The sequence below is a fragment of the Pseudoxanthomonas broegbernensis genome (genome assembly GCF_014202435.1).
Lineage (GTDB): Bacteria > Pseudomonadota > Gammaproteobacteria > Xanthomonadales > Xanthomonadaceae > Pseudoxanthomonas > Pseudoxanthomonas broegbernensis.
The window spans coordinates 22298-41083 of the sequence record NZ_JACHGU010000008.1; the positions used below are offsets into that span (position 1 = coordinate 22298).

At 72.5% G+C, this 18786-nt stretch carries 16 protein-coding genes; 15 read left to right on the forward strand and 1 reads right to left on the reverse strand.

All coding sequences use genetic code 11. The features are described from left to right. Positions 1-30: 30 nt before the first annotated feature. The 7 genes from acs (at position 31) to hemC (ending at position 8449) form a co-directional block, all read left to right on the forward strand. Complete coding sequence (gene acs / locus HNR76_RS13390; protein ID WP_162311879.1) at positions 31-1974, forward strand: acetate--CoA ligase; 1944 nt, start codon at positions 31-33, stop codon at positions 1972-1974. A gap of 24 nt (positions 1975-1998) precedes the next feature. Beyond that, positions 1999-2667 (forward strand): response regulator transcription factor, encoded by a 669-nt coding sequence (locus HNR76_RS13395; RefSeq protein WP_162311880.1) that lies wholly within the window; start codon positions 1999-2001, stop codon positions 2665-2667. A gap of 207 nt (positions 2668-2874) precedes the next feature. Continuing rightward, the gene (gene mdoH / locus HNR76_RS13400; RefSeq protein WP_162311922.1) at positions 2875-4764 is read left to right on the forward strand and encodes a glucans biosynthesis glucosyltransferase MdoH; all 1890 of its coding nucleotides are present in this window, start codon (positions 2875-2877) and stop codon (positions 4762-4764) included. 131 nt (positions 4765-4895) lie between these two features. Beyond that, the gene (locus HNR76_RS13405) at positions 4896-5561 is read left to right on the forward strand and encodes an alpha/beta hydrolase (protein ID WP_162311881.1); all 666 of its coding nucleotides are present in this window, start codon (positions 4896-4898) and stop codon (positions 5559-5561) included. A gap of 1 nt (position 5562) precedes the next feature. Continuing rightward, positions 5563-6606 (forward strand): sensor histidine kinase, encoded by a 1044-nt coding sequence (locus HNR76_RS13410; RefSeq protein ID WP_162311882.1) that lies wholly within the window; start codon positions 5563-5565, stop codon positions 6604-6606. Further along, entirely contained in the window at positions 6606-7334 is a 729-nt protein-coding gene (locus HNR76_RS13415; protein WP_183982306.1) for a LytR/AlgR family response regulator transcription factor, read from the forward strand. The genes HNR76_RS13410 and HNR76_RS13415 overlap by 1 nt, the downstream gene beginning before the upstream one ends. Before the next feature lie 209 nt (positions 7335-7543). Next, positions 7544-8449: a hydroxymethylbilane synthase gene (hemC, locus tag HNR76_RS13420; RefSeq protein ID WP_162311883.1), complete on the forward strand. Its 906-nt coding sequence runs from the start codon at positions 7544-7546 to the stop codon at positions 8447-8449. 284 nt (positions 8450-8733) lie between these two features. Here the strand turns inward: hemC and HNR76_RS13425 are convergent, their stop codons facing one another. Further along, the gene (locus HNR76_RS13425) at positions 8734-9537 is read right to left on the reverse strand and encodes a hypothetical protein (protein ID WP_162311884.1); all 804 of its coding nucleotides are present in this window, start codon (positions 9535-9537) and stop codon (positions 8734-8736) included. A 146-nt stretch (positions 9538-9683) separates the two neighbouring features. Between HNR76_RS13425 and HNR76_RS13430 the strand changes: the two genes are divergently transcribed. The 8 genes from HNR76_RS13430 (at position 9684) to HNR76_RS13465 (ending at position 18746) form a co-directional block, all read left to right on the forward strand. After that, positions 9684-10652 carry a helix-turn-helix transcriptional regulator gene (locus HNR76_RS13430; protein WP_162311885.1) on the forward strand — a complete coding sequence of 323 codons (969 nt, stop codon included), beginning with the start codon at positions 9684-9686 and terminating at the stop codon, positions 10650-10652. 634 nt (positions 10653-11286) lie between these two features. Further along, entirely contained in the window at positions 11287-11637 is a 351-nt protein-coding gene (locus HNR76_RS13435; protein WP_246429149.1) for a hypothetical protein, read from the forward strand. 129 nt (positions 11638-11766) lie between these two features. Next, a complete protein-coding gene (locus tag HNR76_RS13440; RefSeq protein ID WP_162311886.1) occupies positions 11767-13893 on the forward strand; it encodes a prolyl oligopeptidase family serine peptidase in 2127 nt (708 codons plus the stop codon). A 111-nt stretch (positions 13894-14004) separates the two neighbouring features. After that, positions 14005-16194 carry a S9 family peptidase gene (locus tag HNR76_RS13445; protein ID WP_425501821.1) on the forward strand — a complete coding sequence of 730 codons (2190 nt, stop codon included), beginning with the start codon at positions 14005-14007 and terminating at the stop codon, positions 16192-16194. Between the two features lie 289 nt (positions 16195-16483). Then, positions 16484-16900 carry a YbaN family protein gene (locus tag HNR76_RS13450; RefSeq protein ID WP_162311887.1) on the forward strand — a complete coding sequence of 139 codons (417 nt, stop codon included), beginning with the start codon at positions 16484-16486 and terminating at the stop codon, positions 16898-16900. A gap of 160 nt (positions 16901-17060) precedes the next feature. Further along, entirely contained in the window at positions 17061-17246 is a 186-nt protein-coding gene (gene lptM, locus HNR76_RS13455) for an LPS translocon maturation chaperone LptM (protein WP_162311888.1), read from the forward strand. Then, entirely contained in the window at positions 17239-18075 is an 837-nt protein-coding gene (dapF, locus tag HNR76_RS13460; RefSeq protein WP_162311889.1) for a diaminopimelate epimerase, read from the forward strand. Before lptM ends, dapF begins: the two co-directional genes overlap by 8 nt. Next, positions 18072-18746: a DUF484 family protein gene (locus tag HNR76_RS13465; protein WP_162311890.1), complete on the forward strand. Its 675-nt coding sequence runs from the start codon at positions 18072-18074 to the stop codon at positions 18744-18746. Before dapF ends, HNR76_RS13465 begins: the two co-directional genes overlap by 4 nt. Positions 18747-18786 lie beyond the last annotated feature (40 nt).

Below are 18786 nucleotides of genomic sequence, written 5' to 3' on the forward strand. Positions count from 1 at the left end.
ACGGCATCTTGGAGGAGGAAAGAAGACGCCATGTCCGACCTGTATCCCGTCAAGCCCGAATTCGCCGCACGCGCCCGCATCGGCAAGGACGACTACCCGCGCCTGTACCGCGAATCGGTGCAAGATCCGGAGGGCTTCTGGCGCAAGGCCGCCGAGCGCCTGGACTGGTTCCGCAAGCCCACCGTCATCAAGGACGTCAGCTTCGACCTGGACGATTTCCGCATCCGCTGGTTCGCCGACGGCGAGCTCAACGCCAGCGTCAACTGCCTGGACCGCCAGCTCGCCGCCCGCGGCGACAAGACCGCGATCGTGTTCGAGCCCGACAGCCCGGACGCGCCGGCGCAGAGGATCAGCTACCGCGACCTGTACGAGCGCGTGTGCCGGCTGGGCAACGCGCTGCGTCACCTGGGCGTGGGCAAGGGCGACCGGGTCACCATCTACCTGCCGATGATTCCCGACGCGGTGGTGGCGATGCTGGCCTGCGCGCGCATCGGCGCGGTGCATTCGGTGGTGTTCGGCGGGTTCGCCGCCAACTCCATCGCCGACCGCGTGGCCGACTGCGGCAGCAAGCTGGTGATCACCGCCGACGAGGGCCTGCGCGGCTCCAGGAAGATCCCGCTCAAGGCCAACGTCGACGCCGCGCTGAAGATGCCGGGCACCCACACCGTGGAGACCGTGCTGGTGGTGCGCCACACCGGCGGCGCGGTGGACATGCAGGCCCCGCGCGACCGCTGGTTCCACGACGTGGTCGACGGCCAGCCGGCGCAGTGCGAGCCGGAGCGGATGAACGCCGAGGACCCGCTGTTCATCCTCTACACCTCCGGCTCCACCGGCAAGCCCAAGGGCGTGCTGCACACCACCGCCGGCTACCTGCTGTTCTGCGCCTATACCCACGAGGCGGTGTTCGACCTGCGCGAGGACGACGTCTACTGGTGCACCGCCGACGTGGGCTGGGTCACCGGCCACAGCTACATCGTCTACGGGCCGCTGGCCAACGGCGCCACCTCGGTGGTGTTCGAGGGCGTGCCCAACTACCCCAGCATGTCGCGCTTCTGGGAGGTGATCGACAAGCACCGGGTCACCATCTTCTACACCGCGCCCACCGCCATCCGCGCGCTGATGCGCGAGGGCGAGGCGCCGGTGAAGAAGACCTCGCGCAAGAGCCTGCGCCTGCTGGGCAGCGTCGGCGAGCCGATCAACCCCGAGGCCTGGCGCTGGTACTACGACACCGTGGGCGACGGCCGCTGCCCGGTGGTGGACACCTGGTGGCAGACCGAGACCGGCGGCATCCTGATCTCGCCGCTGCCCGGCGCCATCGACCAGAAGCCCGGGTCGGCCACGCTGCCGTTCTTCGGCGTGCAGCCGGCCCTGGTCAGCGCCGAGGGCGAGCGCCTGGAGGGCGTGGCCGAGGGCAACCTGGTGCTGCTGGACTCCTGGCCCGGGCAGATGCGCACGGTCCACGGCGACCACCAGCGCTTCATCGACACCTACTTCCGCACCTACCCGGGCACCTATTTCAGCGGCGACGGCTGCCGCCGCGACGCCGACGGCTACTACTGGATCACCGGGCGGGTGGACGACGTGATCAACGTCTCCGGCCACCGCATCGGCACCGCCGAGGTGGAGAGCGCGCTGGTCCTGCATCCGAAGGTGGCCGAGGCGGCGGTGGTTGGCTTCCCGCACGACATCAAGGGCCAGGGCATCTATGCCTACGTCACCCTCAAGGCCGGCCAGGAGCCCAGCGACGCGCTGCAGAAGGAACTGGTGGCCTGGGTGCGCAAGGAGATCGGCCCGATCGCCACCCCCGACCACCTGCAGTGGGCGCCGGGCCTGCCCAAGACCCGCTCGGGCAAGATCATGCGCCGGATCCTGCGCAAGATCGCCGAGAACGCGCCGGACCAGCTCGGCGATACCTCGACCCTGGCCGACCCGGGCGTGGTCGAGTCGCTGGTCAACGAGCGCAAGGTGAAATGACCGCCTGTTGAAAGGCGCGGACGCATGTCCATCATCCTCATCGCCGACGACCATCCGCTGTTCCGCGAAGCCCTGCGCGGCGCGGTGCAGCGGATCCTCCCGCAGGCGCGGCTGCACGAGGCCGACAGCGTCGAGGCGCTGTACGGGCTGGTCGAGGCGCATGCCGATGCCGACCTGCTGCTGATGGACCTGAACATGCCCGGCGCGCACGGTTTCAGCGCGCTGGTGCACCTGCGCGCCCACCACCCGCAGTTGCCGGTGGTGGTGGTGTCCGCGCGCGAGGAGCCGGGGGTGATGCGCCGCGCCCTGGATCACGGCGCGCTGGGCTTCATCCCCAAGTCGGCCGACTCGGACACCATCGGCGAGGCGGTGGAGCGGGTGCTGGACGGGGAGCGCTGGGCGCCGGCCGCGGCCGCGGCGGCGCCCGCGGTGGGCCGCGACGAGCACGACGTGGCCCAGCGCCTGCGCGAGCTCACCCCGCAGCAGTTCCGGGTGCTGCAATCGCTGGGCGAAGGCCGGCTCAACAAGCAGATCGCCTACGACCTGGGCGTGTCCGAGGCCACGATCAAGGCGCACGTCACCGCGGTGCTGCGCAAGCTGGGGGTCAACAACCGCACCCAGGCGGTGCTGATGGCCGGGCGCCTGGCGGTGGACCCGGAGGGGGTCAAGGTCCCGCCGGAGGGGCTGGGCTGACCGCGCCTACGCATCGCGGCGGTGCACGCGCTCCCTTCGCGCGATGTGAACGCTGCTGAACGGACCATGGAGCCGCCTCTTGCGGCCGAGGTGGTGTTGCGCCGCACAATTGCGTGGAGGCGACCGGCGCCATGCCGCACGGTCGTCGCGTCCCTTGGGAGAGTGTGGGTGTCCCCAGTTTCCGATCTTCCCGCCTCGGCGCGGGGCATGGCGGCCGGCGCGCAGGCCCCCGCCCCCGCCTGGCTGCCGCCGACCGAGTCCCCGCTGCCGATGCCGGGCCAGTCCCTGCGCGAGGGGCGGCTGGCCCCGCAGCGCCCGGCCACTTCGCCGCGGCGCATCGCCGCGCGCCGCGCGCTGGTGGTCGGCACCACCGCGCTGCTGACCGCCGCGGCGGCCATGGGCATGCTGCAGGTGCTGCGGATCGGCGGGCTGAGCCTGCTCGACGGGGTGCTGCTGGTCCTGTTCGTGCTGCTGTTCGCCTGGATCGCGCTGTCGTGCGTGAGCGCGGTGGTCGGTTTCTTCGTCCTGCTGGGCGGGCGGGGCGACGCGCTGGGCATCGAACGCGACGGCCCGCTGCCGGCACTGGGCGCGCGCACCGCCTTGCTGATGCCGACCTACCACGAGGACCCGGCGCGGATCATGGCCGGGCTGCAGGCGGTGTACGAGTCGGTGGCCACCACCGGCCAGCTCCACGCCTTCGACTTCTTCGTGCTCAGCGACAGCCGGCGCGAGGACATCGCCGCGGCCGAGGTCGCCGAGTTCGCCGCGCTGCTGGCGCGCACCGGCGGCCATGGCCGCCTGTTCTACCGCCGCCGCACCGACAACCGCGGGCGCAAGGCCGGCAACATCGGCGAGTGGGTGCAGCGCTTCGGCGGCGCCTATCCGCAGATGCTGATCCTGGACGCGGACAGCGTGATGAGCGGCGCCACCCTGGTGCGGCTGGCCGCGGCGCTGGAGCGCAACCCCGGCGTGGGCGCGATCCAGACGTTGCCGCGGGTGGTCAACGGCCAGACCCTGTTCGCGCGCATGCAGCAGTTCGGCGGGCACGTGTACGGCCCGGTGATCGCGCGCGGGGTGACCTGGTGGCACGGCAGCGAAGGCAACTACTGGGGCCACAACGCGATGCTGCGCACCCGTGCCTTCGCCGCGCATGCCGGCCTGCCCGAGCTGCCCGGTCGCCAGCCCTTCGGCGGGCACGTGCTCAGCCACGATTTCGTGGAAGCGGCGCTGATGCGCCGCGGCGGCTGGGCCATCCACCTGGTGCCGGACCTGGACGGCAGCTATGAAGAAGGCCCGCCCTCGCTCACCGACCTGCTGGTGCGCGACCGCCGCTGGTGCCAGGGCAACCTGCAGCACGGCAAGGTGGTGGGCAGCGCGGGCCTGCACTGGGTCAGCCGCACGCACATGCTGGTCGGCATCGGCCATTACTTCACCGCGCCGATGTGGGCGATGTTGATGCTGGTCGGCCTGGCCATCCCGCTGTACCACGCCGCCCCGGCCTGGGACGGCTTCCGCCTGCCCGGCTTCTCGCCGCTGGCCTACTGGCGCGCGGCCGATGCGCAGCGGGTGGCCTGGCTGTTCGCCGCGACCATGGGCGTGCTGTTCCTGCCCAAGGTACTGGGCTACCTGGCCATGCTCGCCGACCCGGCGGCGCGGCGCGGCGCCGGCGGTGCCGTGCGCGCCTTCGCCGGGGTGCTGATCGAAAGCGTGCTGGCCGCGCTGATGGCGCCGATCGTGATGTACCGGCAGTCGCGCGGCGTGGCCGAGGTGCTGGCCGGGCGCGACTCGGGCTGGGAGGCGCAGCGCCGCGACGACGGCAGCGTGCCGCTGTCCGGCCTGGTGCGCAGCTATGCGGGGCTGAGCCTGTTCGGCGTGTTCATGGGCGCGCTGGCCTGGGCGGTGTCGCCCGGGCTGGCCCTGTGGATGCTGCCGGTGGTGGCCGGCATGGTGCTGGCGATCCCCACGGTGTGGATCACCTCGGCGCGCACGCCGGGCCGCTGGCTGCGCCGGCACCGCATCCTGTGCATCCCGGAGGAACTGGATCCGCCGCCGGTGCTGGGCCGCGCGGCCGAACTGCGCGCGCAGCAGGCCGGCTGACCGTCTCCCCCGCACCGCGGCGACGCATGCGCCGGCGCGCCGTCCCTCGCGCGCGCGCCGCACCGGCCGCGGCGCGGCGTGCCTGCGCGAGCGGGCATACTGTGGCGGTCTTGGCCGGGGAAGCTTCTCGCATGCTGTTGCAGACCGTCGAACAGGAAACCGGCGCCGAGCCGCAGTGGACCGTGCTCTGGCTGCACGGCCTGGGCGCCGACGGCCACGACTTCGCGCCCATCGTGCCCGAGCTGCTGCGCCCGCACTGGCCGGCGCTGCGCTTCGTGTTCCCGCATGCGCCGGTGCGCCCGGTGACGATCAACAACGGCGTGCCCATGCGCGCCTGGTACGACATCGTCGGCATGGACTTCGCCAGCCGCGCCGAGGCCGCGGGCATCGCCGAATCGGTGGAGCAGGTCGAGGCGCTGATCGCGCGCGAGGCCGAGCGCGGCATCCCGGCCTCGCGCCTGGTGCTGGCCGGCTTCTCGCAGGGCGGGGCGATCGCGCTGGCCACCGGGTTGCGCCGGCACGCGCCGCTGGCCGGGCTGGTGGCATTGTCCACCTACCTGCCCGGGGGGCAGGCGGTGGCCGCGCAACGGCATCCCAACGCGGTGGCCCAGCCGGTGTTCTTCGCCCATGGCGACGGCGACCCGGTGATCCCGGTGCAGCATGGGCTGGCCAGCGCGCAGGCGCTGGAGCGGGTGGGCTTCGAGGTGGCCTGGCACCGCTACCCGATGGCGCACCAGGTCTGTGCGCAGGAGATCGCCGACCTGGGCCAGTGGCTGGACCGGCGCCTGGCCGGCTGAGATGCGCGACCCGCGCCGCGACGCCCCATGGCTGCCGGACCTGTGCCGGCTGCCGCGCCTGGCCGCGCTGCTGGGCCTGGCCGAGCTGGTGGTGGTGGTGCTGGTGCTGGCGCCCGATGGCGCCGATGCATGGACGCCGATGCGGTTCCTGTCGGCCAGCGGCTTCGCGCTGTGGCTGGCGCTGGCCGTGGCCGTGCTGCTGTGCAAGCTGCGCGTGCCGATCTCGCACCTGCCGCAGCGGCTGGGCGCGCTGGCGGCGGTGGCCCTGGCCGCGGCGGTGGCGCTGTCCGGCGCCGGGGTGATGCACGCCCTGTACAGCACGCTGGGCACCCAGCCGCTGGGGCTGGGCTTCTGGCGCTTCGCCGGTGGCGCCGCCGCGGTGACCGCGCTGATCGCCGCGCTGGCGTTGCGTTACTTCTACGTCGGCGACCGCTGGGCCGCGCAGACCCAGGCCAACGCGCGGGCCGAGGCCGATGCGCTGCAGGCGCGCATCCGCCCGCACTTCCTGTTCAACAGCATGAACCTGATCGCCGGGCTGCTGCGCCGCGACCCGGCGGTGGCCGAGCGTGCGGTGCTGGACCTGTCGGACCTGTTCCGCGCCGCCCTCGGCGCCGGCGAGGGCGACTCCACCCTGGCCGCCGAGTGCGAGCTGGCCGCGCAGTACCTGTCGATCGAATCGCTGCGCCTGGGCCAGCGCCTGCAGGTGGAGTGGGACAAGCGCGAACCGCTGCCCTGGCAGTTGCCGTTGCCGCGGCTGACCCTGCAGCCGCTGGTGGAGAACGCGGTACTGCACGGCATCTCGCACCTGCCGCAGGGCGGGACCGTGAGCATCGCGCTGTGGAGCCGGGAGCAGACCCTGCACCTGCGCGTGCGCAACCCCGCGCCGCCGCCGGGCGCGGCGGTCGCCTCGCTGCACCGCGGCGCCGGCCATGCCCAGCGCAGCATCGCCCACCGCCTGGCCTGGCGCTTCGGCCCGCAGGCGCGGGTGACGGCCGGCTGGGACGGCGGCTACTATGCCTGCGAGGTCATGCTGCCGCTGCCATGATGTCGAATCTGAAGCTGGTGATCGCCGACGACGAACCGCTGGCGCGCGAGCGCCTGCGGATGCTGCTGGCCGACGAACCCGGCGTGGAGGTGGTGGCCGAGGCCGGCGACGGCCAGCAGGTGCTCGACGCCTGCGTCCTGCACGACCCGCACGTGGTGCTGCTGGACATCGCCATGCCCGGCATCGACGGCCTGGAGGCCGCACGCCTGCTGGCCCGGGCCGATCCGCCCACCGCCGTGGTGTTCTGCACCGCCTACGACGCCCACGCGCTGTCCGCGTTCGAGGCGGCCGCGCTCGACTACCTGGTCAAGCCGGTGCGCCCGGAGCGCTTGTCCGCGGCGCTGGAGCGCGTGCGCACCTTCCTCGCCGGGCGCCCGCCCACGGATGCGCCGCAGCGCCGCACCCGGCTGTGCGCGCGCCTGCGCGGCAGCCTGCGGGTGATCCCGCTGGACGAGGTGCGCTACCTGCAGGCCGAGGAGAAGTACGTGGTGGTCCACCACGCGCGCGGGCAGGACCTGATCGAGGAATCGCTCAAGTCGCTGGAGGACGAGTTCGGCGACCTGTTCGTGCGCATCCACCGCAACTGTCTGGTCGCCCGCCAGGAACTGGTGGAGCTGCGCCGGAGCATGGACGGGCAGGTGCACGCGGTGCTGCGCCATGGCGGTCCCTCGCTGGAAGTCAGCCGCCGCTGCGTGCCGCAACTGCGGCAGACCTTGCGCCATCTGTAGCCTGCCGCCGTCCTGCAGGAGCCCCGTGGGCGCGATGCCGTCCGCACGATGCCGGGGAAAGCCCATCGCGCCCAAGGGCGCTCCTACGGAAGCATTGTGCTGTCCCGGATGCCGTAAGCGCGGCGGTCCGGCGCGGTCGGCCCGGACGGCATCGCGTCCAAGAGCGCACCCCATGCGAAAGGTCGCTGCGCATCGCCGATAATGCGCGCATGGACACCCTGCGCATCGCCACCCGCAAGAGCCCGCTCGCCCTCTGGCAGAGCGAACACGTCGCCGCCCGCCTGCGCGCGGCCCATCCCGGCCTGGAGGTGGCGCTGGTGCCGCTGAGCACGCGCGGCGACGAAGTGCTGGACCGCTCGCTGGCGGCCATCGGCGGCAAGGGCTTGTTCCTCAAGGAACTGGAGCTGGCGATGGAACGCGGCGAAGCGGACTGCGCCGTGCATTCGCTCAAGGACGTGCCGATGGAGCTGGAGCCGGGCTTCGTCCTGCCGGCGGTGCTGGAGCGCGCCGACCCGGCCGACGCCTTCGTCAGCGACCGCTACGAAGGCCTGGACGCGCTGCCGCAAGGCGCGCGCGTGGGCACCTCCTCGCTGCGGCGGCAGGCGCAGTTGCGCGCCCGGCGCGCGGACCTGGAACTGCGCGACCTGCGCGGCAACGTCAACACCCGCCTGGCCAAGCTCGATGCCGGTGAATACGACGCCATCGTCCTGGCCTGCGCCGGCCTGGAGCGGCTGGGCCTGGGCGCCCGCATCCGCGCCCGCCTGGCGCCGCCGGACTGGCTGCCGGCCCCCGCGCAGGCGGTGGTGGCCGCCGAGTGCCGCGCCGGCGACGCCCGCAGCATCGCCCTGCTGGCGGTGCTGGAACACGCGCCGACCCGCACCGTGATCGAGGCCGAGCGCGCCCTGAACCTGGCCCTGCACGGCAGTTGTCACGTGCCCGTGGCCGCCTATGCCGAGCTGGACGGGCCGCTGCTGTCGCTGCAGGGACTGGTCGGCTCGGCCGCCGACGGCCGCGCCGTGCGCGCCGCCGGCACCGGCGCGGCCACCGACCCGGCCGCGCTCGGCCGCAAACTGGCCGCCGAATTGCTCGACCGCGGCGCTGGCGAGTTCCTCTGACCCCGCATCACTCGGCGCAACGGCCCCGTTCCTGGCTGCCCGGTACCCGGCGCCCACGCCCCTGAGAGCGCTGCTATCGGGCGCGACGACTCCGTACCGCCGCCAGCCCCACGGGCATGCCGGAACCACGGGTCGCTTTCGCCTTCAAGCCCGCCCATGCGCGGGCATCCGGGACGATGCGCCGCTCCGCGCCTTGCCCCCTCATCCGCAACATGCCGCACGCCCATGTCCGCGATGCCTGATGCCGGCCGAGCTTGCTGTCCCGCTTCGCGCCGCCCGCGGCTTCAGCCGGCCGCCATTCCCCCCTGCCTCTGCTCCAGCAGCGCGCCGGCCAGCACCGAAGCGGCGACCAGGGGCCACACCGTCGTCGCCCAGCCCGGCACGGCATAGAGCAGCAGGGCCAGCAGCCAGGGCAACGGCGCCAGCAGTACCAACGCCAGCCATCGCCGTCCCCGGCGCAGGCCGCCATCGCCGTGCCAGGCGGCCAGCAGCAGGGCGCCGGCCGCCGCGCCCAGCAACAGCAGCGAGGGCACCGGGCCGGTCCCGACGCCCGCACCGGGCCAGCGCAGCGCGATCAGCGCGAACAGCACCGCCGCGCCGGCGAGCAGGGCCAGGGCCAGCCGCGTGGGCAGGCGCAACGGGGCCGCGGTACCGCCGCCGTGACCGGTCAGCGCCAACCCGGCCACGGCGGCCAGCGCGCACAGGCAGGTGGCCAGTGCCACCAGCAGCGTCCAGCCCGGCAGCGGGCGAAGCTGCAGGCCCAGCATCGTGGTCCCGGCGAGCAGGGCCAGGCCCCAGGCGATCAGGGCGCGACCGCGCCATGGGTCGGGCCGGGACGGCCGCCGCAGCAAGGCCGGCAGGGCCAGCGCGGCGAGTGCCAGGGCCAGGCCCAGGGCGCCCACCCGCAGCGAGGCCACCGCCTGCAACTGGCCGCCGGGCGCGGGCAACAGCACGTTGCTGACCGACAGCCAGACCAGCAGCCCGGCCCCGGTGCCGCCCAGCACCCGCGCGGCGGCCAGCGGCCAGGCCGGCGGCGAAGGCAGGGCCGTGCCTGTGCCGTGCGGCGCCGAGCGATCGCTTGGAGGCATAGGGTTTTCCCCGGATGGCGGCGGCAGGCGCCGTCGATCCCCTGAGCGGCGATTCTGCCACCGTCCCGGCCGCCGCCGCGCCTCGCCGGTCGGCCCGTCGCTCCGCCCGTCGACGCGCCGCCGCCGCAAACCGCCATAATCCAGCCATGGACCGCTACGAACGCATCAACACTCTGCACCGCATCCTCAAGGCCGCGCGCTATCCGGTGACGGTGCCGCGGCTGCAGGACGAACTGGGCTGCTCGCGCGCCACCGTATACCGCGACCTGGCCTTCCTGCGCGACGCGCTGATGGCGCCGGTGGAAGGCGACGGCGAGGCCGGCTTCCGCTACGCGGCCGGGGAGAGCGAGCGCTTCGAACTGCCCGGCCTGTGGCTCAGTTCCGAGGAGCTGTACGCACTGCTGGCCTCGCAGCAGTTGCTGCGCCGTACCGGCGCGGGCGTGCTGTCGAGCGTGCTGGCGCCGCTGCAGCAGCGCATCGAGGGCCTGCTCGCCGCCCAGGCCGGGACCAGTCGCTGGCCAGTGGAACGGGTGCGGGTGATCCCGCATCGCGGCCGGCGCCTGGACGAGGCCGGCTTCCGCACCGTCGCCTCGGCGGTGCTGGAGCGCAAGCGGCTGGCGTTCGAATACCGCGCCCGCTCCACCGACGAGACCACCCGGCGCAAGGTCTCGCCGCAACGCATCACCCACTACCGCGACAACTGGTACCTGGACGCCTGGGACCACGACCGTGAGGCGCTGCGCAGCTTTGCCGTGGACCGCATCGTCCAGGCGCGGCCGCTGGACGAGCCGGCGCAGGACGTGGAGGAAGCCGTGCTGGACCAGCACCTGGCCTCCAGCTACGGCATCTTCTCCGGCGAGCCCAAGGGCTGGGCGACCATCGTCTTCAGTCCCAAGGTGGCGCGCTGGGTGGCCGACGAGCACTGGCATTCCAAGCAGGAAGGCCGGTTCCTGCCCGACGGCCGCTACGAGCTGAAGCTGCCCTACAGCGTGTCGCGCGAGCTGTTGATGGACGTGCTGCACTATGGCGCCGACGCGGAAATCATCGAGCCGGCGTCGCTGCGCGAGCAGGCCAAGTCGCTGCTGTCGCTGGCGTTGTCGCAATACGACCGTTGAGACGAGGCTGTGCCGGCAACGGCAACGGCAACGGCAACGGCAGTATCGACAACAGCGTTCGGATGGATGGGGCCGCGGCAGGCGGAAAAGCGTTCTCGATGGCTTTCGGACCTGGCCAGCCGTGGCGACGGCCCGGCGCTGCGGGAGCGGGCGGGTTCTGCATGGCGCCGCCGCTGCCGCAACACCTCCGGCCCGCCGCGTTTGAACGGGCTTTTGGGCAACCGCTTCTCTCGCCGCGTTCTTCGGCCGCCGGGCCGTATGCAGCGGAGTGCCCGGCGATTTCGGCGATGCGCCGAACGCACTTTCCCTGGCGCATGTGCCAGTTCGGCAACCGGCCAAGACAGTGCTGAAGGCAGGGGGGGATGTGCCGGGGAGGAATGCTTTTGCTCCTGCCCTTTCGACCGACGTCATGCCGTGGAAGCCGCGAGGACGGCGGCCCCGCCCGGAGCCGCGCTTTCGCGCCGAGCAATGTTCCTCTCGACCGGTGAATCCGCATCAGGAACCGGCGTCCCTGTCGTTGGGCTTCCATCCGGTCTTTCACCATCGCGATCCAGGCATTCGCGGGTTCCGGCCTGATCGCAGCCTGTGAGAGGAAGCCTGCGCACCCTGCGGCTCCCAGCCCGAGGAGCCCGCCATGACGACCTGGTCGCCCACCCCCGCCGTCTTCGCTGTCGCCGCCGGCCGAGCCGGCACTGCCGGCCGGGCCGGACCCGATCCGTCGCTGGAACGGGCGCTGCGCCGCTGGCTGGCGCTGGGCCTGCTGGGGGTGCTGCTGGTGCCGGCCCTGCGCGGGTCCAGCGAATGGCTGGGCTGGTGGCCGCTGTGGCTGGTCGGCATGCCACTGGCCGCATGGTGGGCGCTGCATCGGTTCCGCCTGCCGCCGGCCATGCCCACGATCCGGGCGCTGCGGCGTCTGCGGCCGCGCCGGCAGGCACGGCGGCGCGGGCTTCCCGGCATGGCGGTGCGCGCGCGGCGCGCGACCTGAGTCGCGCGGGCGATCGCGGCGCGGGTGCCAGGGTCGGGCCGATCCCAGCGGCGGCCTGACCATCGGCAGGGGGAGAAGACGGGCGGGCTGTGCTAGCGTCAGCGGTGGTTCCGGTTTCAGGAGTAACCGATGTCGCATTTCGCCCAGGCCTGCCTGTTCGCCGGCCTCATCGCCGCCAGCGCGGCCCATGCCCAGGAGCCGGCCGTGGCCGACGACCCGTACCAGTGGCTGGAAGACGTCACCGGCGACAAGCCGCTGGACTGGGTCCGCGCGCAGAACGCCAGGACCGATGCGGCGCTGGCCGCCACTGGGGAATTCAAGGCGATGGAAGCCGGCATCCGCGAGGTGCTCGATTCGGACGCCAAGATCCCCGGCGTGCAGAAGATCGGCGACTGGTACTACAACTTCTGGAAGGACCGCAGCCACGAGCGCGGCATCTGGCGGCGGACCACGCTGGAGGAATACCGCAAGCCGGCCCCGGCCTGGGAGACGATCCTGGACCTGGACGCGCTGAACAAGGCCGAGGACGAGAACTGGGTCTGGCACGGCGCCGAGTGCCTGCGCCCGGACTACGAGCGCTGCCTGATCGCGCTGTCGCGCGGCGGCGCCGACGCCGACGTCACCCGCGAGTTCGACCTGGCGAAGAAGGCCTGGGTGGAGGACGGCTTCTTCCGCCCCGAGGCCAAGGGCGCGCTGGGCTGGATCGACCGGGACACGGTGTACGTCTACACCGACTTCGGCCCCGGCTCGCTGACCGAGTCCGGGTATCCGCGCGTGGTCAAGCGCTGGAAGCGCGGCACCCCGCTGGCGTCGGCGCAGGTGGTGTACGAAGGCACGGCCGACGACATGTACATCGCCGCCTTCCACGACGACACGCCCGGCTTCGAGCGCGACTTCGTCAGCCGCACCCTGGCCTTCTACAACGACGAGCTGTACCTGGTCGGCGCCGACGGGAAGCAGGTCAAGGTCGATGCGCCCAACTCGGCCAACAAGTCGGTCAAGCGCCAGTGGCTGACCGTGGAACTGCGCGAGCCATGGACCGTGGGCGGCAGGACCCATGCGGCTGGCGCGCTGCTGGCGGCCAGGTTCGACGACTTCATGGCCGGCAAGCGCGAGTTCGAGGTGCTGTTCGAGCCCACCGAGCGCAGTTCGCTGGCCAGCTTCGGTTGGACGAAATCGCACCTGGTGCTCAACGTGCTGGAGGACGTGAAGAACCGGCTGAGCGTGCTCACGCCGGGCGAGGACGGCTGGACCCGCAGCGCCTTCGCCGGCGCGCCGGCGTTCGGCACCCTGGGCGTGTCGGCGGTGGACGACGACGCATCCGATGCGGTCTGGCTGACCGCCACCGACTACCTCACCCCGACCACGCTGTCGCTGGCGCAGATCGGGCGCGCGCCCGAGCAGCTCAAGGCGATGCCGGCGTTCTTCGACGGCTCCAGGGACGCGATCGAGCAGCACTTCGCCACCAGCAAGGACGGCACCCGGGTGCCGTACTTCCTGGTGCGGCCCAAGGACCTGAAGGCCGACGGCAGGAATCCGACCCTGCTGTACGGCTACGGCGGCTTCGAGATCTCGCTGACCCCGGGCTATTCCGGCGGCCTGGGCCGCGCCTGGCTGGGCAATGCCCACGGCGGCCGGCGCGGCGTGTACGCGGTGGCCAACATCCGCGGCGGCGGCGAGTACGGCCCGCGCTGGCACCAGGCCGCGCTCAAGGCCAACCGCCACCGCGCCTACGAGGACATGGCGGCGGTCGCCAGGGACCTGATCGACCGCGGCATCACCTCGCCGGCGCACCTGGGCGTGCAGGGCGGCAGCAACGGCGGCCTGCTCACCGGCAACATGCTCACCCAGTACCCGGAACTGTTCGGCGCGGTGGTGGTGCAGGTGCCGCTGCTGGACATGAAGCGCTACAACAAGCTGCTGGCCGGCGCCTCGTGGATGGCCGAGTACGGCAACCCGGACACCGCCGACTGGGAGTTCATCAAGACCTTCTCGCCCTACCACCTGTTCGATCCGGCGAAGAACTACCCGCCGGTGATCTTCCTCACCTCCACCCGCGACGACCGCGTCCACCCGGGCCATGCGCGCAAGATGGCGGCCAGGATGATCGAAGCCGGCAAGGACGTGACCTACTACGAGAACATCGAGGGCGGCCACGGCGGCGCGGCCAACAACGCCCAGGCCGCGCACATGCAGGCGCTGGCCTACGCCTTCCTCTGGCAGCGGCTGGCCGGCGACGGCCAGGCCGCGAAGTAGCCTCCCAGCGCCCCCGGCATCGCCGGGGGCGCTGCTTTCCCGCGCATGCGCATCCCGGTACGGCATCGATCCCGCCTCCCGGCTTGGATTTCCACCGACGGAACCCCATCGATGAAACTCCCCTTCCCGCTCGCTCTCGCCCTGCTGATGACCATGACCCCTGCGTCCCTGCCCGCCGCCGCTCCGGCTCCGGCCCCCCCCGACGTGGCGCGCAAGCCGCACGCGGTGACCGCGCCCTTCGGCGCCAGCCGCCAGGACGACTACTACTGGCTGCGCGACGACGAGCGCGGCGACCGGGCCATGCTGGCCTACCTCGAAGCGGAGAATGCGTACGCCGACGCGCTGATGGCGCCGCTCAAGCCGCTGCAGGACAAGCTCTACGAAGAGATCGTCGGCCGGATCAAGCAGGACGACAGCTCGGTGCCGTACCGCGAGCACGGCTGGTGGTACTACTCGCGCTACGAGACCGGCAAGGACTACCCGGTGCACGCGCGGCGCAAGGACGGCCCCGGCGTGGACGCGCTCTCGATCCAGGCCGCCAACGCGCGCGGCGACTTCGCCGGAGAGCAGGTGCTGCTGGACGTCAACGCGATGGCCGAAGGCAAGGGCTACTTCAGCGTCGGCGACTACGAGGTCAGTCCCGACAACCGGCTCCTGGCCTGGGCCGAGGACGACGTCGGCCGCCGCCAGTACGTCATCCGCTTCCGCGACCTGGACACGGGCCGGGTGTATCCGGAGACCATCGCCGGGGTCTCGCCCAACCTCGTCTGGGCCGACGACAACAAGACCCTGTTCTACGTCGAGAACGACCCGGAGACCCTGCTCACCGTGCGGGTGAAGAAGCACGTGCTCGGCACGCCGGCGGCGCAGGACGCGCTGGTGTACGAGGAACGCGACGACAGCTTCTACATGGGCATCGGCCGCACCCGCGACGAGCGCTACATCACCATCGAGGTCGAGAGCACGGTGTCTTCCGAGCTGCGCTACGCGGCCGCCGCCGATCCGGGCGAGTTCGCCGTGCTGGCGCCGCGCCAGCGCGATGTGGAGTACGACGCCGACCACCTGGGCGGCCGCTGGGTGATCCGCACCAACGCCCCGGGCGCCGACGGCAAGCCGGCCACCAACTTCAAGCTGGTCACCGCGCCCAGCGACGCCACCTCGCGCGCGCAGTGGCGCGACTGGCTGGCCCACGACCCGGACGTGTTCATCGAGGACTTCGCGCTGTTCGAGGGCTTCAGCGCCGTCGCCGAGCGCTCCGGCGGGCTGGAGCGCATCCGCCTGCTCAAGCCCGACGGCAGCCAGGAATACGTGGCCGCCGACGAGCCGGCCTACTCGATGGGCCTTGCGGCCAACGCCGAGCCGGATACCGCGTGGCTGCGCTACGGCTACACCTCGCTGGCCACGCCGGCCACCACCTACGAGCTCAACGTGGCCACCGGCGAGCGCCGGCTGCTCAAGCAGCAGCCGGTCCCGGGCTACGACCGGTCGAAGTACGCGACCGAGCGGGTGTGGATCGATGCGCGCGACGGGGTGAAGATCCCGGTCTCGCTGGTCTACCGCAAGGGCCTGGCGAAGGACGGCACCGCGCCGCTGTTCCAGTACGCCTACGGCAGCTACGGCATCTCGATGGACCCGGGCTTCAACGGCCCGGTGGTGAGCCTGCTGGACCGCGGCGTGGTCTATGCCATCGCCCACATCCGCGGCGGCCAGGAGATGGGCCGGCGGTGGTACGAGGACGGCAAGCTGCTGCGCAAGCAGAACACCTTCAACGACTTCGTCGACGTCACCCGCGGGCTGGTGGCGCTGGGCTACGCCGCGCCGGGCCGCGTGGCCGCTTCCGGCGGCAGCGCCGGCGGCCTGCTGATGGGCGCGGTGGCCAACCAGGCCCCGGGCGACTACCGGGCGATGGTGGCGCAGGTCCCGTTCGTGGACGTGGTCACCACCATGCTCGACACCTCCATCCCGTTGACCACCAACGAGTACGACGAGTGGGGCAACCCGGAGCAGAAGCCGTTCTACGACTACATGCTTTCCTATTCGCCCTACGACAACGTCGCCGCGCAGGACTACCCGGCGCTGTTCGTCGGCACCGGCCTGTGGGACTCGCAGGTGCAGTACTGGGAGCCGGCCAAGTGGGTGGCCAAGCTGCGCGACCTGAACACCGGCGCCCGTCCCATCGTGTTCCGCACCAACATGGAGGCCGGCCACGGCGGCAAGTCCGGCCGCTTCCGCCGCTTCCGCGAGCAGGCCGAGTACTACGCCTTCGTGCTCGACCAACTGGGCGTGCGCCAGGCGCCGTAGACGCCGCCGTCCGGTCGGCGGCCGTGCCGGGGGCGGGGATGGCCGGCGTCCCGGCATGGCGGCCGCCGGCTGTGCCCGGCTCCCGCAAACGGCCGGCCCTGGCCGCTTCTCGTTAGGGGCCGGCTTCAGTCGGCGACCGCCTCCGGCGCCGTAGATGGCCGGCGCAGGGGCCCGCCGAACCCGGCTCCCGTTTGCAACGGATGCACGCATGCCGCCTCGCCGCATGCGCCCGGCGAACCGGTACCCCATCGCGCGCGCCACCGGCCCGCCGCGCCTATGATGGGCGCCGATGGGCAACCGGATCCGTTTCCGCTGGGCGTGGTGGCTGCTGGCCTATGCCAGCCTGGGCGTGGGCATCGTCGGCATCTTCGTGCCCGGGCTGCCGACCACGGTGTTCGTGCTGGTCGCGGCCTGGGCCGCGGCGCGCGGCTCGGAGCGCCTGGAAAAGCGCCTGCTGGCGCATCCCTACTTCGGCCCGATGATCCATGCCTGGCGCCAGCACCGGGCGGTGCCGCGGCGGGCGAAATGGGCGGCCACCTGGACCATGCTCGGATGCGCCATCGTGCTGGTGGCGGTGATGCGGGTGGTGCCCTCGCACCGCGGCTGGATGGTGGCGTTGCCGATCGCCTGCATGGCCGTGGTGGGCGCGTGGCTGTGGCTGCGCCCGGAACCGCCGCCGCCGGGCCCTCCTTCGCCCTCGCCGTAGAGCCGGGGATAACCGGCGACCGCCATGCCTTCACGCGGGCCATTCCTGGCTCCTGAACCTGTCGCCGATTGAAGTCGGTGCCTGCAGGAAGTAGCGGCGGGCGGGCGTTCGCGGGCACCCCTCGCCGCGGGCCAGTCGGCGCCTCGTTATACTGCCGCGCATGAACGCCAAGCTCCGTCTTTCCGCCGCCGCCGCCACGCTGTTGCTGGCCGCTTGCGGCAACAAGGGTCCGCTGGTGATGCCGCAGAAGCCGGTGCCGGTGACCCTTCCCACCCCGGCACCGCCCGCGTCGGCCGAACCGGCGCCGGCGGATGCCGCCCCGGCGGACGGGGACACGGATGGCTGAGCCGCTGCGCTTCAGCAAGATGCATGGCGCGGGCAACGATTTCGTCGTGCTCGACCTGCGCGATGGCGCGCGGCCGCCCGATGCGATGCTGGCCATGCGCCTGGCCGACCGCCACATGGGCGTGGGCTGCGACCAGATCCTGACCATCGAGCCGCCGCGCAGCGCCGGCGCGGTGGCCGCCTACGGCATCTGGAACGCCGACGGCAGCCCCTCGGGCCAGTGCGGCAACGGCGCGCGCTGCGTCGCCGCCTGGCTGGTGCGCGACGGCGCCGCTTCCGGCCGGCGCTTCGTGGTCGACAGCCCGGCCGCCGCCCACGAGGTGGAGGACCTGGGCGAGGGCCGCTTCTCCATCGGCATGGGCGTGCCGCGCTTCGCCCCGGCCGACGTGCCGCTGGCCGGCTTCGGCGAGCAGGCCGAATACGCGCTGGAACTGGCGGGCCGGCGCATCGCGTTCGGCGCGGTGTCGATGGGCAACCCGCACGCGGTGATCGAGGTGGCCGATGCCGCCGCCGCCGAGGTGGCCATCGTCGGCCCGGCGCTGCAGCGCTCGGCCGCGTTCCCGCAGTCGTGCAACGTCGGTTTCGCCCAGGTGCTGGCGCCGGACCGCATCCGCCTGCGCGTGTACGAGCGCGGCACCGGCGAGACCCTGGCCTGCGGCAGCGGCGCTTGCGCGGCCGTGGCCTCGCTGGCGCGGCGCGGCCGCATCGGGCGCCAGGCCACGGTGTCGCTGCCGGGCGGCGACCTGAGCATCCATTGGCCGGACGATGGCGGCGAGGTGATCATGGCCGGACCGGCCGCATTCGTATTCGAAGGGGAATGGCGGGCATGAGCGAGCACCAGGACAAGCATGGCGCGCACGAGATCGCGGCCTGGCTGCGCCGCCATCCCGGTTTCCTCAAGCAGTTCCCGGACCTGGCGCTGAGCCTGGTGATGCCGCGCGACGACGGCCGCACCGCCTCGCTGGCCAGCTACCAGTTGGAAGTGCTGCGCGACAAGAACCGCGAGCTGTCGCGGCGCCTGGCCGAACTGTCGGCCAACGCCCAGGTCAACGAGCGGCTGGCGGTGCGCACCCACCAGCTCACCCTGTCGCTGATGCGCCAGGACAGCCACGCCGGCACCTTGCGGGCGATGGCCGCTTCGCTGGCCGAGGACTTCGACGGCGACCTGGTGCGGATCGTCTCGTTCCGCCCGGTGGCCGGGCTGGACGATGCCGAGTGGCTGCAGGTCCGCGCCGAGGACGCGCCGGAGCTGCAGCCGTTCCGCGATGCGCTGGGCGACGGCGAGCCGCTGTGCGGGCGCCTGCAGGCGGAAAAGAACGCCTTGCTGTACGCCGAGCGCCGGGACGAGATTCAGTCCAGTGCGCTGCTGCCGCTGGCCGGGATGGGCCTGGTCGCGGTGGGCAGCCACGACCCGAACCGCTTCTACCCGGGCATGGGCACGCTGTTCCTGCGGATGATGGGCGAGGCGCTGGCGACGGCGGTGCGGCGCTTCGACGAGTGAAAGCACGCAGCCGCGCCCTGTCCTGCAGGGGCCGGCTTCG

Coding starts and splice junctions, on each gene's coding strand:
- acs (WP_162311879.1), top strand. CDS start 31: ATGTCCGACCTGTATCCCGTCAAGCCCGAATTCGCCGCACGCGCCCGC.
- HNR76_RS13395 (WP_162311880.1), top strand. CDS start 1,999: ATGTCCATCATCCTCATCGCCGACGACCATCCGCTGTTCCGCGAAGCC.
- mdoH (WP_162311922.1), top strand. CDS start 2,875: ATGGCGGCCGGCGCGCAGGCCCCCGCCCCCGCCTGGCTGCCGCCGACC.
- HNR76_RS13405 (WP_162311881.1), top strand. CDS start 4,896: ATGCTGTTGCAGACCGTCGAACAGGAAACCGGCGCCGAGCCGCAGTGG.
- HNR76_RS13410 (WP_162311882.1), top strand. CDS start 5,563: ATGCGCGACCCGCGCCGCGACGCCCCATGGCTGCCGGACCTGTGCCGG.
- HNR76_RS13415 (WP_183982306.1), top strand. CDS start 6,606: ATGTCGAATCTGAAGCTGGTGATCGCCGACGACGAACCGCTGGCGCGC.
- hemC (WP_162311883.1), top strand. CDS start 7,544: ATGGACACCCTGCGCATCGCCACCCGCAAGAGCCCGCTCGCCCTCTGG.
- HNR76_RS13425 (WP_162311884.1), bottom strand. CDS start 9,537: ATGCCTCCAAGCGATCGCTCGGCGCCGCACGGCACAGGCACGGCCCTG.
- HNR76_RS13430 (WP_162311885.1), top strand. CDS start 9,684: ATGGACCGCTACGAACGCATCAACACTCTGCACCGCATCCTCAAGGCC.
- HNR76_RS13435 (WP_246429149.1), top strand. CDS start 11,287: ATGACGACCTGGTCGCCCACCCCCGCCGTCTTCGCTGTCGCCGCCGGC.
- HNR76_RS13440 (WP_162311886.1), top strand. CDS start 11,767: ATGTCGCATTTCGCCCAGGCCTGCCTGTTCGCCGGCCTCATCGCCGCC.
- HNR76_RS13445 (WP_425501821.1), top strand. CDS start 14,005: ATGAAACTCCCCTTCCCGCTCGCTCTCGCCCTGCTGATGACCATGACC.
- HNR76_RS13450 (WP_162311887.1), top strand. CDS start 16,484: ATGGGCAACCGGATCCGTTTCCGCTGGGCGTGGTGGCTGCTGGCCTAT.
- lptM (WP_162311888.1), top strand. CDS start 17,061: ATGAACGCCAAGCTCCGTCTTTCCGCCGCCGCCGCCACGCTGTTGCTG.
- dapF (WP_162311889.1), top strand. CDS start 17,239: ATGGCTGAGCCGCTGCGCTTCAGCAAGATGCATGGCGCGGGCAACGAT.
- HNR76_RS13465 (WP_162311890.1), top strand. CDS start 18,072: ATGAGCGAGCACCAGGACAAGCATGGCGCGCACGAGATCGCGGCCTGG.